Annotated in this window: 14 protein-coding genes; 9 read left to right on the forward strand and 5 right to left on the reverse strand. The window is 67.7% G+C overall.

What is annotated here, in order from left to right:
• Positions 1 to 256 precede the first annotated feature (256 nt).
• Positions 257 to 1021, reverse strand: a complete 765-nt coding sequence (locus ACLFMY_RS06165) for a CPBP family intramembrane glutamic endopeptidase (protein ID WP_410763728.1) — start codon at positions 1019 to 1021, stop codon at positions 257 to 259.
• A 190-nt stretch (positions 1022 to 1211) separates the two neighbouring features.
• Here ACLFMY_RS06165 and ACLFMY_RS06170 point away from each other — a divergent pair, with 190 nt between their 5' ends.
• The 5 genes from ACLFMY_RS06170 (at position 1212) to proB (ending at position 5646) form a co-directional block, all read left to right on the forward strand.
• Positions 1212 to 2606, forward strand: a complete 1395-nt coding sequence (locus tag ACLFMY_RS06170; RefSeq protein ID WP_410763729.1) for a KamA family radical SAM protein — start codon at positions 1212 to 1214, stop codon at positions 2604 to 2606.
• Positions 2607 to 2718: 112 nt separating this feature from the next.
• Positions 2719 to 3030 (forward strand): 50S ribosomal protein L21, encoded by a 312-nt coding sequence (gene rplU, locus ACLFMY_RS06175; protein ID WP_372592231.1) that lies wholly within the window; start codon positions 2719 to 2721, stop codon positions 3028 to 3030.
• A 37-nt stretch (positions 3031 to 3067) separates the two neighbouring features.
• A complete protein-coding gene (gene rpmA, locus ACLFMY_RS06180) occupies positions 3068 to 3325 on the forward strand; it encodes a 50S ribosomal protein L27 (protein WP_136867311.1) in 258 nt (85 codons plus the stop codon).
• Between the two features lie 126 nt (positions 3326 to 3451).
• The gene (gene cgtA, locus ACLFMY_RS06185) at positions 3452 to 4525 is read left to right on the forward strand and encodes an Obg family GTPase CgtA (protein WP_410763730.1); all 1074 of its coding nucleotides are present in this window, start codon (positions 3452 to 3454) and stop codon (positions 4523 to 4525) included.
• 14 nt (positions 4526 to 4539) lie between these two features.
• Positions 4540 to 5646: a glutamate 5-kinase gene (proB, locus tag ACLFMY_RS06190; RefSeq protein WP_410763731.1), complete on the forward strand. Its 1107-nt coding sequence runs from the start codon at positions 4540 to 4542 to the stop codon at positions 5644 to 5646.
• Positions 5647 to 5702: 56 nt separating this feature from the next.
• Here the strand turns inward: proB and dapE are convergent, their stop codons facing one another.
• Both dapE and ACLFMY_RS06200 read right to left on the reverse strand, forming a co-directional pair.
• Positions 5703 to 6848 (reverse strand): succinyl-diaminopimelate desuccinylase, encoded by a 1146-nt coding sequence (gene dapE / locus ACLFMY_RS06195; protein WP_410763732.1) that lies wholly within the window; start codon positions 6846 to 6848, stop codon positions 5703 to 5705.
• On the reverse strand, positions 6845 to 7189 hold the full coding sequence (locus tag ACLFMY_RS06200) for an ArsC family reductase (RefSeq protein WP_410763733.1): 345 nt from the start codon (positions 7187 to 7189) through the stop codon (positions 6845 to 6847). The genes dapE and ACLFMY_RS06200 overlap by 4 nt, the downstream gene beginning before the upstream one ends.
• A gap of 139 nt (positions 7190 to 7328) precedes the next feature.
• Between ACLFMY_RS06200 and ACLFMY_RS06205 the strand changes: the two genes are divergently transcribed.
• Positions 7329 to 7673, forward strand: a complete 345-nt coding sequence (locus ACLFMY_RS06205; protein WP_410763734.1) for a c-type cytochrome — start codon at positions 7329 to 7331, stop codon at positions 7671 to 7673.
• A 30-nt stretch (positions 7674 to 7703) separates the two neighbouring features.
• Here the strand turns inward: ACLFMY_RS06205 and nadC are convergent, their stop codons facing one another.
• Complete coding sequence (gene nadC, locus ACLFMY_RS06210; protein WP_410763735.1) at positions 7704 to 8540, reverse strand: carboxylating nicotinate-nucleotide diphosphorylase; 837 nt, start codon at positions 8538 to 8540, stop codon at positions 7704 to 7706.
• Positions 8541 to 8715: 175 nt separating this feature from the next.
• On the opposite strand from nadC, the gene phoB reads away from it, so the two are divergent.
• Genes phoB through ACLFMY_RS06225 form a run of 3 tightly spaced genes read left to right on the forward strand, consistent with a single transcriptional unit; the run spans position 8716 to position 11547 of the window.
• Complete coding sequence (gene phoB, locus ACLFMY_RS06215; protein ID WP_410763736.1) at positions 8716 to 9402, forward strand: phosphate regulon transcriptional regulator PhoB; 687 nt, start codon at positions 8716 to 8718, stop codon at positions 9400 to 9402.
• A 38-nt stretch (positions 9403 to 9440) separates the two neighbouring features.
• On the forward strand, positions 9441 to 10910 hold the full coding sequence (gene phoR, locus ACLFMY_RS06220) for a phosphate regulon sensor histidine kinase PhoR (RefSeq protein ID WP_410763737.1): 1470 nt from the start codon (positions 9441 to 9443) through the stop codon (positions 10908 to 10910).
• 34 nt (positions 10911 to 10944) lie between these two features.
• Positions 10945 to 11547 (forward strand): class I SAM-dependent methyltransferase, encoded by a 603-nt coding sequence (locus ACLFMY_RS06225; RefSeq protein ID WP_410763738.1) that lies wholly within the window; start codon positions 10945 to 10947, stop codon positions 11545 to 11547.
• A gap of 91 nt (positions 11548 to 11638) precedes the next feature.
• Here ACLFMY_RS06225 and dapD read toward each other — a convergent pair whose 3' ends face one another.
• The gene (dapD, locus tag ACLFMY_RS06230) at positions 11639 to 12469 is read right to left on the reverse strand and encodes a 2,3,4,5-tetrahydropyridine-2,6-dicarboxylate N-succinyltransferase (protein WP_410763739.1); all 831 of its coding nucleotides are present in this window, start codon (positions 12467 to 12469) and stop codon (positions 11639 to 11641) included.
• Positions 12470 to 13168 lie beyond the last annotated feature (699 nt).

Below are 13168 nucleotides of genomic sequence, written 5' to 3' on the forward strand. Positions count from 1 at the left end.
CAATGGCATGGTGGCATCTCCGCGGTCTTTGCCGGGGTGGCTCCGTGGAGCTTAGGGAAGGGCTGCACGAATAGCCAACCCCTCTGGCTTACCGGCTTGTTCGCCATCAAGGCGCCGATTCGAAGGCGGGCCCATTGCCCGGCGAGGATCGGTAACACCGAGGGCAGACATGCCGGCAAGCCCCGCAGGGCGGGCCGCAGAGAGGTTGGGTATGCGTGCAGACCTTCCTCGGACGAGCGGGGGTGCCGTATTCCTCCTATGCCAGCAGAGGGTAGCTGAACAGCGAGAAGTGCAGCAGGTTGACCGCCCAGTGCAGGCCGATCGCCGGCCACAGCGAACCGCTCTGCCAGGCCACATAGCCGTAACCCAGCCCGGCGACGGTGGCCACGGCGGCGAACTCCGCGCCGAAGGGCAGGTGGGCCAGACCGAAGAACAGAGCCGTGAGCCACCAGGCGTGGACGGCGCCGAGCCGGTGAAGGATGTGCCGCTGGAGCAGGCCGCGGAACAGCACCTCCTCGGCGGCGACGATCACCAGGTTCACCCCGGCGAACCACAGCAGCGCCATGCCCGGCCAGCTCGGTTGCCAGCGGAACACCCCCAGCCACAGCCCGAGGGTGGCGCTGGCCGCGATGGTGGCCGCGGCACCGATGAGCATCGGCGGCAGGCTGCCGCGCCGAACGATCCCCGCGAGCAGCGGCAGCCAGGCGGCCACGAGCAGGGCCTGGTCGATGGGCAGGTACAGGCTGTGCGGCAGGCAGCCGCTGCAGAACATCCGTCCCTGCCAGATGGCGGGGTTGGCGAACCCGGGCCAGAGGTGCAGCGTAAGCACCACGCCCAGTCCGAAGGCGAACAGGGCGAGGGTCAGGGCCACCCGCCGCAGGTGGGACGTCAGCCAGGCGGCACCCAGCAGGACGGCGCCGGCCAGCATGCCGGTGGGGGTGATCCAGTGCGCCAGGTGGGCCACGGCGAGGGTCGTCAGGGTGGCGGCAAGGGCCACGATCAGATGGCGATAATCGGGCATGGGTCTCGTCGGTGTTTCGGGGAGCCGGCATTCTCCCGGAACCCGGCCCGATTGGCGACCCTGACCCCCTTTCGGACCTCCGCCGGGGAGTTGCCGCGCATAAGCGGTTGTTTTTATCAGGAAATGGGCTAGAATTCGCCCCCAATTCGGTCGCTCCGGCCGGGACCCCATGCGCACCAGACGAGGTTTTATGACGACTGTTGCCAAACGCAAGATTCCCGACACGGCCCCCTTCGAGGCGCCCAAGTTCCAGGTCTTCACCGAGCGCCACCTGGACAAGATCGAGCCGCTCAAGCGACTGGGCGAAGAGGCGCTGTTCGAGATGAAGGTGGTCGCGAGCGTGTTGCCGTTCCGCGTCAACAATCACGTCATCGAGAACCTGATCGACTGGGACCGGGCCCCGGAAGACCCGATCTTCGCGCTCACCTTCCCGCAGCGCGACATGCTCAGCCCGGAAATGTTCGAGCAGATGGCCGAGCTGCACCGCCGCGAGGCGCCCAAGGAGGAGATCACCGCGCTGGCCTGGAAGCTGCGCCACCAGCTCAACCCGCACCCGGCCGGGCAGATGGAGATGAACCTCCCCGAGGTCAACGGCGAGATCGTCGAGGGCGTCCAGCACAAGTACCGCGAGACCGCGCTGTTCTTCCCCACCCAGGGGCAGACCTGCCACAGCTACTGCACGTTCTGCTTCCGCTGGGCGCAGTTCGTCGGCGACAAGGACCTCAAGATCGCCTCCAAGGAGGCGGGTCAGCTGCTCGACTACCTGGTCGAGCGTCCCGACCTGTCCGATCTCCTGATGACCGGCGGCGACCCGATGGTGATGAAGACCAAGCACCTCGCGCCGTATCTCGAGGGGCTGCTCGATCCGCGTCTCGAACACGTGCAGACCGTGCGTATCGGCACCAAGGCGCTGTCGTTCTGGCCGTACCGCTTCGTCACCGACGCGGATGCCGATGACCTGCTGTCGCTGTTCGAGCGCCTGGTCGCGTCCGGCAAGCACGTGGCCGTGATGGCGCACATCAACCACTGGCAGGAGATGGAGAACCCCGTCTTCCGCGAGGCGGTCCGGCGTATCCGGGCCACCGGCGCCGAGATCCGCACCCAGAGCCCGCTGATCAAGCACATCAACGATTCGGGTGACGTCTGGGCGCGCATGTGGCGCGAGCAGGTACGGCTGGGGATGATCCCGTACTACATGTTCGTCGAGCGCGACACCGGCGCGAAGTATCGCTTCGAGGTGCCGCTGGCCGAGGCGCACCGCATCTACCGCGATGCCATGAAGCGCGTCTCCGGGCTCGCGCGGACCGCGCGCGGGCCGTCCATGTCGGCCGGGCCGGGCAAGGTCGAGATCCAGGGCGTGGCCGAGATCCAGGGCGAGAAGGTGTTCGTGCTGCGCTTCATCCAGGGGCGCGACCCGGACTGGGTCCAGCGACCGTTCTTCGCGAAGTACGACGAGACCTCCACGTGGCTGAACGAGCTCACGCCGGCCTTCGGCGAGGAGAAGTTCTTCTTCGAGGACGAGTACGAGGCCATGCAGCAGCAGGCCGGGCTGCAGATCATCGACGCGGCCGAGGTCGAGGCATAAGCCCTTGACGAACGGGGCGCCGGTCGCTAGACTTGCGCGCCTTCGAGAAATCACTTGCCGATGGTGCGGGGCACCGTCGGCTCCATTACGCAGAATATTCGGGTTTTACAGCATGTACGCAGTGGTCGTTACCGGCGGTAAGCAGTACCGCGTCGAGCAAGGCAGCAAGGTGCGTGTCGAGAAGCTTTCGGGCGAGACAGGCAACACCGTTACGCTGGATCAGGTTTTGATGGTCGGCGACGGCTCGGACATCAAGGTGGGCACGCCGACCGTCGATGGGGCGAGCGTCACCGCCGAGATCGTCGGCCAGGGCCGCGGCAAGAAGGTGGAGATCATCAAGTTCCGCCGCCGCAAGCACCACATGAAGCGTCAGGGCCACCGTCAGGCCTACACCGAACTCAAGATCACCGGCATCAGCGCCTAAGAGCGCGCCGGCGGTCCCGACAGCTGGGAGTTGAAACATGGCACATAAAAAAGCAGCAGGCTCTACCCGAAACGGTCGCGACAGTGAAAGCAAGCGCCTCGGCGTGAAGCGTTTCGGCGGCGAAGCCGTCTCCGCGGGCAGCATCATCGTTCGCCAGCGTGGCACCAAGTTCCACGCCGGTTCCAACGTGGGCGTCGGCCGTGACTACACCCTGTTCGCCCTGACCGACGGCCAGGTGAAGTTCGAGACCAAGGGTCCGAAGAGCCGCCGTTTCGTCAGCATCGAGCCGGCCTGATCCGGCACGGTGCGGGTCGGCGGTCGGTTCGGCTGACCGGCGACCATCGTCAGAGCCCCGCCCACGTGCGGGGCTTTCGTGTTTGTGACCTGCCCATGAGTGGGTGGAACGTGCGGGGATCCTGTCGTGAAGTTTGTCGATGAAGCCACCATCAAGGTCAAGGCCGGCGACGGCGGCAATGGCGTGGTGAGCTTTCGCCGCGAGAAGTACGTGCCCTACGGCGGGCCGGACGGCGGCGATGGCGGCGACGGCGGGTCCGTGTACCTGGTTGGCGACCAGAACCTCAACACGCTGGCCGACTTCCGTTTCCAGCGCCACTACGAGGCCGAGCGCGGCCGGAACGGCGCCGGGCGCAACATGACCGGCAAGAAGGGCCACGACCTGCATGTGCACGTGCCGCTGGGCACCGTGGTCTACGACGAGGACACCGGCGAGACCATCGGCGAGGTGGTCGAGGCCGGCGCCGAGCTGCTGGTGGCCAAGGGCGGCTGGCACGGGCTGGGCAACACCCGCTTCAAGAGCTCGGTAAACCGGGCCCCACGGCAGAAGACCGACGGTACGCCCGGCGACGAGCGCCGCCTGCGCCTCGAGCTGCGGGTGCTCGCCGACGTCGGCCTGCTTGGCCAGCCGAACGCCGGCAAGTCGACACTCATCCGCGCCATCTCGCACGCCCGCCCCAAGGTGGCCAACTACCCGTTCACCACCCTGTATCCGAACCTGGGCGTGGTCGCGCCGGAGCCGCACCGCAGCTTCGTGGTGGCCGACATCCCGGGGCTGATCGAGGGCGCGGCCGAGGGCGCCGGGCTGGGGATCCGCTTCCTCAAGCATCTGGCGCGCACCAACCTGCTGCTGCACGTCGTCGACGTGGCGCCCTACGACGAGGTCGATCCGGTCGAAAGCGTCGCGGCGATCGAGGCCGAGCTCGAGAAGTACGACGAGACGCTGGCCGCCCGACCGCGCTGGCTGGTTCTCAACAAGATCGATGTCTGGCCGGAGGACGAGCGCGAGGCCAACATCGAGGCACTCGAGCAGCGCTTCAAGGACGAACTCGGACTGACGGGCCCGGTGTTCGCCATCAGTGCGCTCGACAAGACCGGCACGCAGCCGCTGGTCTGGGCGATCCTCGAGCACCTCGAGTCCGAGTGGGCCCGCGAGCGACAGGAGGCGGCCCGGTCGTCCGCGCCGCACACGGAGGACTAGGCGTGCGAGAGCAGGTGAGGAGTCACCAGCGCTGGGTGGTGAAGATCGGCTCGGCGATGGTCACAGGCGACGGCCGCGGTCTCGACCGTGCTGCCATCGCCTCCTGGGCGCGGCAGATCGGTGAGCTGCGAGCCGAGGGGCGCGAGGTGGTGATCGTCACCTCGGGGGCGGTGGCCGAAGGCATGGCGAGGCTGGGATGGACCGAGCGGCCCGAGTCCCTGCCGAAGCTCCAGGCCGCCGCGGCCGTCGGCCAGATGGGGCTGGTGGAGGCCTACGCCGAGGGACTGGCCCGGCACGATGCCCACTCGGCGCAGATCCTGCTGACCCACGAGGACCTGGTCGACCGCTCGCGCTACCTCAACGCCCGCAGCACGCTGCGGACCCTGCTCGACCTGGGCGTGGTGCCGGTGGTCAACGAGAACGACACCGTCGTCACCGACGAGATCCGCTTCGGCGACAACGACACCCTGGCCGCGCTGGTCGCCAACCTGGTCGAGGCCGACGTGCTCGTGATCCTCACCGACCAGCCAGGCCTGTTCGACGCCGACCCGCGCAAGAACCCCGCCGCCCGGCTGCTCGACGAGGTCGAGGCCGGCGATCCGGCACTGGAATCCATGGCCTCGCCCGAGGGCGGCCGCCTCGGGCGAGGCGGCATGTACACCAAGGTGCTGGCGGCCAAGCGCGCCGCGCGCTCCGGTGCGGCCACCATCGTCACGGCCGGCAGCGAGGCGGACGTGCTCAGCCGCCTGGCCGCGGGCGAGTCGCTGGGCACCTACTTCCGTCCCGCCACCAACCGCCTCGCCGCGCGCAAGCAGTGGCTGGCCGGTCACCTGCGGGTGCGCGGGCGTCTCGAGGTGGATGCCGGGGCCGTTCGCGCGGTGGTCGAGCAGGGGCGTTCGCTGCTGCCGGCCGGGGTGACGGGCGTCTCCGGCGAGTTCGCCCGCGGCGAGCTGGTTTCCATCGCCGGCCCGGACGGCCGGGAATTCGCGCGGGGACTGGTCAACTACCCCAGTGCGGATGCCGTCCGCCTGGTCGGCCGTTCCAGCGGCGAGATTGCCGAGCTCATCGGCTACCGCGAGGAGAACGAGCTGGTCCATCGGGACAATCTCGTCCTGATCTGACCGGTACCGGGCGCCCCCTCGGCGCCTCCGGTTCCTTCCCGCGAAGGCGGCGCCGTTCAGCCCTTCGCTTCCCGCTCCAGTTCCTCCAGCAGCCGCTCGTATATCGACGACAGCGTCGTCAGGTCGTTGACGGCGACGTGTTCGTCGATCTGGTGGATGGTGGCGTTGAGCGGGCCGAGTTCGATCACCTGTGCCCCAGTGGGAGCGATGAAGCGACCGTCGGAGGTGCCGCCGGCGGTCGACGGGCTCGGACGTGTACCGATGACGCCCTCGACGGCGTTTTCGACGGCATTGACCATCGGCCCGTCGTCGCGGGTGAGGAATGGCTCGCCGGAGAGATGCCAGTCGACCCGGTAGGACAGGCCGTGCCGCCGGAGGCGTTCCTCGATGGTGGCCTTGATCGTCTCCACCGAGGTTTCCGTGTTGAAGCGCAGGTTGAACTGCACCTCGAGGGTGCCGGGAATGACGTTGTTGGCCCCGGTGCCGGCGTGGATGTTGGCGATCTGCAGCGTCGAGGGCGGGAAATGGTCGTTGCCCTCGTCCCACTCGATCGCGACCAGCTCGGCGAGGAACGGCGCGGCGCGGTGGACCGGGTTGTCCGCCAGGTGCGGGTAGGCCACGTGCCCCTGCCTGCCTTCGATGACCAGGTTGGCGGTGATCGAGCCGCGACGGCCGATCTTGTACTCGTCGGCCAGCCGCTTGCGACTCGAGGGTTCGCCCACCAGGCACCAGTCGATCCGGATGCCCTTCTCGCGCAGCCACTGCATGACCCGCTTGGTGCCATGCTGCGCCGGGCCTTCCTCGTCGCTGGTGATCAGGAACCCCAGCCGGAAGGACGGCGCGGGGTGACGGGCGAGGAAGCGTTCCACCGCCGTGACGAAGGCCGCGACCGAGCCCTTCATGTCCGCAGCACCCCGGCCGAACAGCTTGCCGTCGTGGATCTCGGCGCCGAAGGGCGGGTGGCTCCACTGGCGTTCGTCACCGGTCGGCACCACGTCGGTGTGTCCGGCGAAGACGAACAGCGGCCCGGACTCGCCGTGGACGGCCCAGAGGTTGTCGACTTCCTCGAAGCGCAACGCCTGGATGGCGAACCCCAACGGGGCGATGCGCCCGGCGATCAGGGGCTGGCAGCCCCGGTCGTCGGGGGTGATCGATGCCCGGCGAATCAGGTCGCGGGCCAGGTCGATGGTGGCGTCCGTCATGCCAGGGCCTCCTGCCATTCCTCCGCGTCGAAGCCGATCAGCGTGCCGCCGTCGTGTTCGACGATCGGGCGCCGGATCAGGCTGGGGTTTGCCTGGGCCGCCGCTCGCGCCCCGGCGGTATCCATGGACGCCCTCTGTGCCTCGGGCAGGCGCCGCCATGTCGTGCCGCGCCGGTTGATCACCGTCTCCCAGCCGAACCGGTCGAGCCACGTGTCCAGTTGCTCGCCGGGCACGCCGTCCTTCCTGTAGTCGTGGAAGCGATACTCAAGCCCCCGTTCGTCCAGCCAGGCCCGGGCCTTCCGGACGGTGTCGCAGTTCCTGATGCCGTAGACGGTGATCATCGAATAGCCCTTATAAGAGATTTATGTTGTTCCGAATAGGAAAAATTGATTTTCGTATCAGTGACGCCGGCCTACACTCCAGAAGGTCGGGTCCCGCGCCAAGGGTCCGAAATTCCAGCAGAAAAGGAGCGAGATTGCCATGCAGAACGGGATCACATCTGCCGAGACACCAAAACCGAGCCGGACGCTGGGACTCTGCCTGGGCCTCGCTGCCGGGCTGGCCTTCGCCGTCCCCGTGCAGGCCGAGGAGCCCGACATCTCCTGGGGCAAGGAGCTGTTTGCCGACAACTGCGTCGAGTGCCACACGGTTCCGCACGACGAGGACTGGTTCCGGGACCGGGCCGAGGCCGGCAAGATGGACAGCTACGAGAGCCTGCGCACCATGGTTCAGGGCTGCGCCAACAATTTCAATGCCCCGTGGTTCGACGAGGAAGTCGACGCGGTCACGGCCTGGCTGAACCAGAAGTACTACGACTTCGAGTGAGCCGGACCGCCCCCCTGGCCCGGCGCAGCTTCAGTCGATGAACCGCATCGACAGGTCGACGGCCCGCACGTGCTTGGTCAGCGCGCCGATGGAGATGTAGTCCACGCCCGTCTCGGCGACCTCCCGGATCGTCTCCAGGGTCACGTTGCCCGATGATTCGAGCTTCGCCCGCCCCGCGTTCAGGCGCACGGCCTCCCTGAGCAGCGGCGGGTCGAAATTGTCCAGCAGGAGGCGCTCGACCCCGGCGGCAAGCGCCTCCTCCATCTGTTCCAGGTTCTCCACCTCCACTTCTAGCGGCAGGCCGCGGGCGATCACCCCGGCGGCACGTACCGCCTCGGTGATCGACCCGGCGGCCTGGATGTGGTTTTCCTTGAGCATCACCATGTCGTGCAGTCCCATGCGGTGGTTCATGCCACCGCCGTCCACGACCGCCTTCTTCTGCGCGTAGCGCAGGCCGGGCAGGGTCTTGCGCGTATCCAGGATCACCGCGCCGGTGCCCTTCACGGCATCGACGTACCGGCGCGTCACGGTGGCGGTGGCACTCAGGGCCTGCAGGAAGTTCAGGGCGACGCGCTCGGCGGTGAGCATGGGCCGGGCCGGGCCGCTGATCAGGCACAAACTCTGCTCGGGGAAAAACGCATCGCCGTCGTCCACGGCCCACTCGACGCGTACGGCGGGTGAGACCCGGCGGAAGGCGGCATCCGCCCATTCGCTGCCCGAAAGGACACCGGCCTCGCGGCTGACGATCCGGGCGTGGGCTTTCTGGTCGGCGGGAACGAGCTGGGCGGAGACATCGCCGCTGCCGACGTCCTCGGCCAGGGCCCTGGCGACGTCGAGGGCGACGATATCGGGGTCGGCTTTGTTCATGGGCGTGTTGCTCCCGGGCGATGATTCAGTCGGTGTCCTCACGATTATGACGCAAGCGGCCTGTCTTTCGCAGGCAAACCATGCTGTCATCTTGTCATGTTGCTGTCATCGCGCTGCCGTCTAATGCCTGCGCATGAACCAACCGCGAAGGCCGGCCATCGGCCGGGAGTGACAGATGCAGAAGACCATACTGATTGTCGAGGACGAGAAACCGATCCGGGAGATGGTGGCCTTTGCGCTGGGCCGGGCGGGCTATGAACTCGTCGAGGCGGGTGACATCGTCGAGGCCTACGAGCGGATCGCGGAGAAGTTGCCCGACCTCGTGCTGCTCGACTGGATGCTTCCCGGTGCCAGCGGCATCGAGTTCGCCCGGCGCCTGAAGCGCGACGAACTGACCCGCGACGTGCCGATCGTCATGCTGACCGCCCGCGGCGAGGAAGAGGACAAGGTAAGCGGCCTGGAGGCGGGTGCGGACGACTACGTCACCAAGCCGTTCTCGCCCCGCGAGCTGCTCGCGCGCATCAAGGCGGTGCTACGACGCACCTCGCCGGAGACCGAGAGCCCGGTGCTGGACATCGCCGGTCTCAAGCTCGACCAGGAAAGCTATCGCGTCACCGCCGCCGACGAACCGGTGGAGATGGGCCCGACCGAGTTCCGCCTGCTGGCCTTCTTCATGCGCCACCCGGACCGGGTCTTCTCCCGGACGCAACTCCTCGACCGGGTCTGGGGACAGAATGCCTACGTCGAGGACCGTACCGTCGACGTCCACATCCTGCGGTTGCGCAAGGCGCTGGCCCCCAGCGGGTATGATGGATTGATCCAGACCGTCCGCGGGGTCGGGTACCGGATGTCTGCCCATTGACCCCCGGGCGGACGCCCGATCCGGCCGAACGAGGTGACATGACCGAACCCGACGATGTCCCAGCCCTGACTGCAGGCCGCCCCGGCGAGCCCGATCTCGCCACGCGCCGCCGGCGTGCCCGCCAGGTGCGTCGGGCACGGGAACGGGCACGCGCATGGCGGGAGGAGTTCCTGCTGCTGGCCGGGTCCCTCCTGGCCGGGGCGATGTTCGGCCTCTGGATGACGGGGGCCGGCGTGGGAGGCGCCTGGGGCTGGGCCACGGGGCTGGCTGGCCTGCTGTACGCGGGTTCCCTGCTGCTGCGGATCGCCTACCTGGCTCGCAGCCTGCCGATCGCCTGGACCCGGAAGCGGATCTGGGGGGTGCCCGGCCTGGTCCAGGCCCGGCAGCGCCGCCTGCGGCGGTCCTGGCACCGGCGACAGCGTCGCCTCGTCCGTCTGCTCAAGCGCTACCACCGCTCGGCGATGTCGGTGCCCGACGCGATGGTCGTGCTGACCGAGGACCGGGAGATCGAGTGGCTCAACGATGCGGCCGGCGAGATGCTGGGGCTGAATTCCACGGACCAGGGCCTGCGCATCGACAACCTGCTGCGCGCCCCGGCGTTCGTCGACTGGCTGGACCACGGGGCCGAGCAGGCCCCGCTCGAGATCCGGGCGCCGGGAGACGAGACCCGGGCGGTCAGCCTGCGGATCGAGCCCTACGGCTCGGACCGCTTCCTCCTGATCGGGCGGGACATCACGGCCCTGCATCGACTGCAGGGGGTGCGCCAGGACTTCGTGGCCAACGTCTCGCACGAGCTGCGCACGCCGCTGACCGTGCTGGCCGGCTACGTCGAAACGCTGCTCGACACCGACGAGCAGATGGATCCGCAGATGCACCGAATCCTGTCGAACATGCACCAGCAGTCCGACCGCATGAGGCGCATCGTCGAGGATCTGCTGCTCCTGTCCCGGCTCGAGACATCGGAGCCCGACGAGGAGATGTTCGAGTCGGTCGACGTGGCCGCCCTGGTCCGGCCCATCCTCGCGGATGCCCGGCTGCTTTCCGGGGAGGAGGGGCACCGGATCGAGTCCGACATCGATGTCGACCTGCGTCTGCGCGGCGTGCCCAGGGAACTGCAGTCCGCCTTCTCCAACCTCGTGTTCAACGCCGTGAAATACACCCCGGCCGGCGGGCGTGTCGCCGTCGGCTGGTCGCTCGACCCGAAGGGGCGGCCGGTCTTCGAGGTCACGGACAGCGGCATCGGCATCGAGGCCCGCCACATCCCGAGGCTCACGGAACGTTTCTACCGCATCGACGTGGGCCGTTCGCGCTCGCGCGGGGGGACCGGCCTGGGGCTGGCCATCGTCAAGCATGTGGCACTGCGCCACGGTGCCCGGCTGAAGATCGAGAGCACGCCGGGCCAGGGGAGCCGGTTCCGCGTGATCTTCCCGGCACAACGGGCCATCCTGCACGAAGGCAGGCCGGCCGGAACAGCGGCCGATGGCTCCGGCCGGAATGGTTTAGACTGACGCCCTTTGGGCAAACACGGGCACGAGCCGAACGATGTCGGAATTCTGGAACGATAAGTACGGGCAGGTCGACTTTCTCTACGGCACGCATCCCAACGAGTTCCTGCTGAGCCAGGTCTACCGGCTGCCGCAGGGCGCGCGTGTGCTGGTGCTCGGGGACGGCGAGGGACGCAACGGCGTCTGGCTGGCCGAGCAGGGCTTCGAGGTCACCAGCATCGACTACTCTGCCGTGGGCTGTGACAAGGCACGACAGCTCGCCGACAAGCGTGACGTGACCCTGAGTGTCCACTGCGCCGACCTGACCGAGTGGGACTGGCAGGAGGACGAATTCGATGCCGTGGTGCTGATCTACCTGCACTTCGAGCCGGCGGCCCGTCGCGTGGTCTATCGACGTGCCGCCGCGGCCCTGCGCCCGGGGGGATTGCTGATCGTCGAGCTGTTCCATCCCCGCCAGCTCGCCTACCAGAGCGGCGGGCCGAAGCGCGCCGACATGCTGGTTCGGGCCAGCGACCTCTCCCAGGATCTCTCCGGGCTGGACTGGCTGATCCTGGCCGAGGGCAAGGTGCTCCTCGACGAGGGGCCGGGGCACAAGGGTCCCGGTTTCGTCACCCACGGCGTGGGGCGTCGCCAGGGCTGAACCCGGGACGTGAAAAGGCCCGAAGGGAGAGGATCCCTTCGGGCCTTCTTCGTGTGTGCAGGCGGGGAGTCCGCCACCGGCAGGTGTCGGGTCACACGTCGCGCAGCAGCTCGTTGATACCGACCTTGGAGCGGGTCTTCTCGTCGACCTTCTTGACGATCACCGCGCAGTACAGGCTGTACTTGCCGTCCTTGGACGGCAGGTTGCCAGAGACGACCACCGAGCCGGCCGGTACGCGGCCGAAGTGGATCTCGCCGGTCTCGCGGTCGTAGATCTTGGTCGACTGGCCGATGTACACGCCCATCGAGATCACCGAGCCTTCCTCGACGATCACGCCCTCGACCACCTCGGAGCGCGCGCCGATGAAGCAGTTGTCCTCGATGATGGTCGGCGCGGCCTGCAGCGGCTCGAGCACGCCGCCGATGCCGACGCCGCCGGACAGGTGCACGTTCTTGCCGATCTGGGCGCAGGAGCCGACGGTCGCCCAGGTGTCGACCATGGTGCCCTCGTCGACGTAGGCGCCGATGTTGGTATAGGAAGGCATCAGCACGGTGTTCTTCGCGATGAAGCTACCACGACGGGCGACGGCGTTGGGCACCACGCGCATGCCGGCAGCCTCGAAGCGTGCCTGGTCCCAGTCGGCGAACTTGGTCGGCACCTTGTCGAAGTAGTTCACGTCACCGCCGGAGACCACCTCGTTGTTGCGCAGGCGGAACGAGAGCAGCACGGCCTTCTTGAGCCACTCGTTGACCTGCCAGTCACCCACGCCGCGCCGCTCGGCGACGCGCAGCGAACCGTCGTCGAGGCCGGCCAGCGCGGTCTCGACCGCCTCGACCACGTCGGCCGGGGCGTTGGACGGGTTGATCTCGGCACGGCGCTCGAAGGCCGATTCGATGATGTCGCGAATGGAAGAGGTGTCCATCGGATGCTCCTGAAAATGTTTGCAAAAACGAGCGGCCGACCTCTTGGGGTCGGCCGGGAAACGGGGTAATCAACTGACGGTTATTGTAACAACAGATCGTTGATGGCGTTGGTCTCGCGGAGGGTGGGTTGTTCGTAAACGACCGTCAGGGTTTTCGCACGCCGGTTTCGCGGACGGATTCTTAGCGAGCCCGGGTGCCGGGCGTGCGAGCCTCTTTTCTTGCTTGCCCAAGAAAAGAGGCGAAAAGAAGGGCACCCCGGCGTCCTGGCCCTGCGGGCCTTCGAGTACGGACTTCGTCCGCACTCGAAGCCTCGCGACCGGCGGCTGCCTTCGGGGCCGGCTCGACGTGACTTCCTGTCACGGCGAGCCTCGGAGCGACGTCCCTGTCGCTCCGACCCCGAGCCATCCACCGGCCGCGAGGCAGGACGCAAGGGGATCTGGTTCCCAACCATCAGGGGGCATGATTCAAATCTCAAAGTGAACTGCTGTTCCGACGTCGTCTACTCGGCTTGATCGAAGGGTCGCGCCCCCTTGTGCCTTGGCCAACCGGCGTGCGAAAACTCCTCGCCGCTTAATTCGCAGAAGGCTCTCGGGGTGCCGGTTCTCAGGAAAGCATCGCCCGAATCCGCTCCGCCGCCTCGACGCAATCATCGATCTCGGCGACCAGCGCCATGCGCACGAATCCCGCCCCGGGGTTCA

It is taken from the genome of Guyparkeria sp. (genome assembly GCF_046545975.1).
GTDB lineage: Bacteria > Pseudomonadota > Gammaproteobacteria > Halothiobacillales > Halothiobacillaceae > Guyparkeria.

Excerpts from the sequence above, each read along its gene's own strand:
- ACLFMY_RS06165 (WP_410763728.1), bottom strand. The coding sequence starts at position 1,021 with ATGCCCGATTATCGCCATCTGATCGTGGCCCTTGCCGCCACCCTGACG.
- ACLFMY_RS06170 (WP_410763729.1), top strand. The coding sequence starts at position 1,212 with ATGACGACTGTTGCCAAACGCAAGATTCCCGACACGGCCCCCTTCGAG.
- rplU (WP_372592231.1), top strand. The coding sequence starts at position 2,719 with ATGTACGCAGTGGTCGTTACCGGCGGTAAGCAGTACCGCGTCGAGCAA.
- rpmA (WP_136867311.1), top strand. The coding sequence starts at position 3,068 with ATGGCACATAAAAAAGCAGCAGGCTCTACCCGAAACGGTCGCGACAGT.
- dapE (WP_410763732.1), bottom strand. The coding sequence starts at position 6,848 with ATGACGGACGCCACCATCGACCTGGCCCGCGACCTGATTCGCCGGGCA.
- ACLFMY_RS06200 (WP_410763733.1), bottom strand. The coding sequence starts at position 7,189 with ATGATCACCGTCTACGGCATCAGGAACTGCGACACCGTCCGGAAGGCC.
- ACLFMY_RS06205 (WP_410763734.1), top strand. The coding sequence starts at position 7,329 with ATGCAGAACGGGATCACATCTGCCGAGACACCAAAACCGAGCCGGACG.
- nadC (WP_410763735.1), bottom strand. The coding sequence starts at position 8,540 with ATGAACAAAGCCGACCCCGATATCGTCGCCCTCGACGTCGCCAGGGCC.
- phoB (WP_410763736.1), top strand. The coding sequence starts at position 8,716 with ATGCAGAAGACCATACTGATTGTCGAGGACGAGAAACCGATCCGGGAG.
- phoR (WP_410763737.1), top strand. The coding sequence starts at position 9,441 with ATGACCGAACCCGACGATGTCCCAGCCCTGACTGCAGGCCGCCCCGGC.
- ACLFMY_RS06225 (WP_410763738.1), top strand. The coding sequence starts at position 10,945 with ATGTCGGAATTCTGGAACGATAAGTACGGGCAGGTCGACTTTCTCTAC.
- dapD (WP_410763739.1), bottom strand. The coding sequence starts at position 12,469 with ATGGACACCTCTTCCATTCGCGACATCATCGAATCGGCCTTCGAGCGC.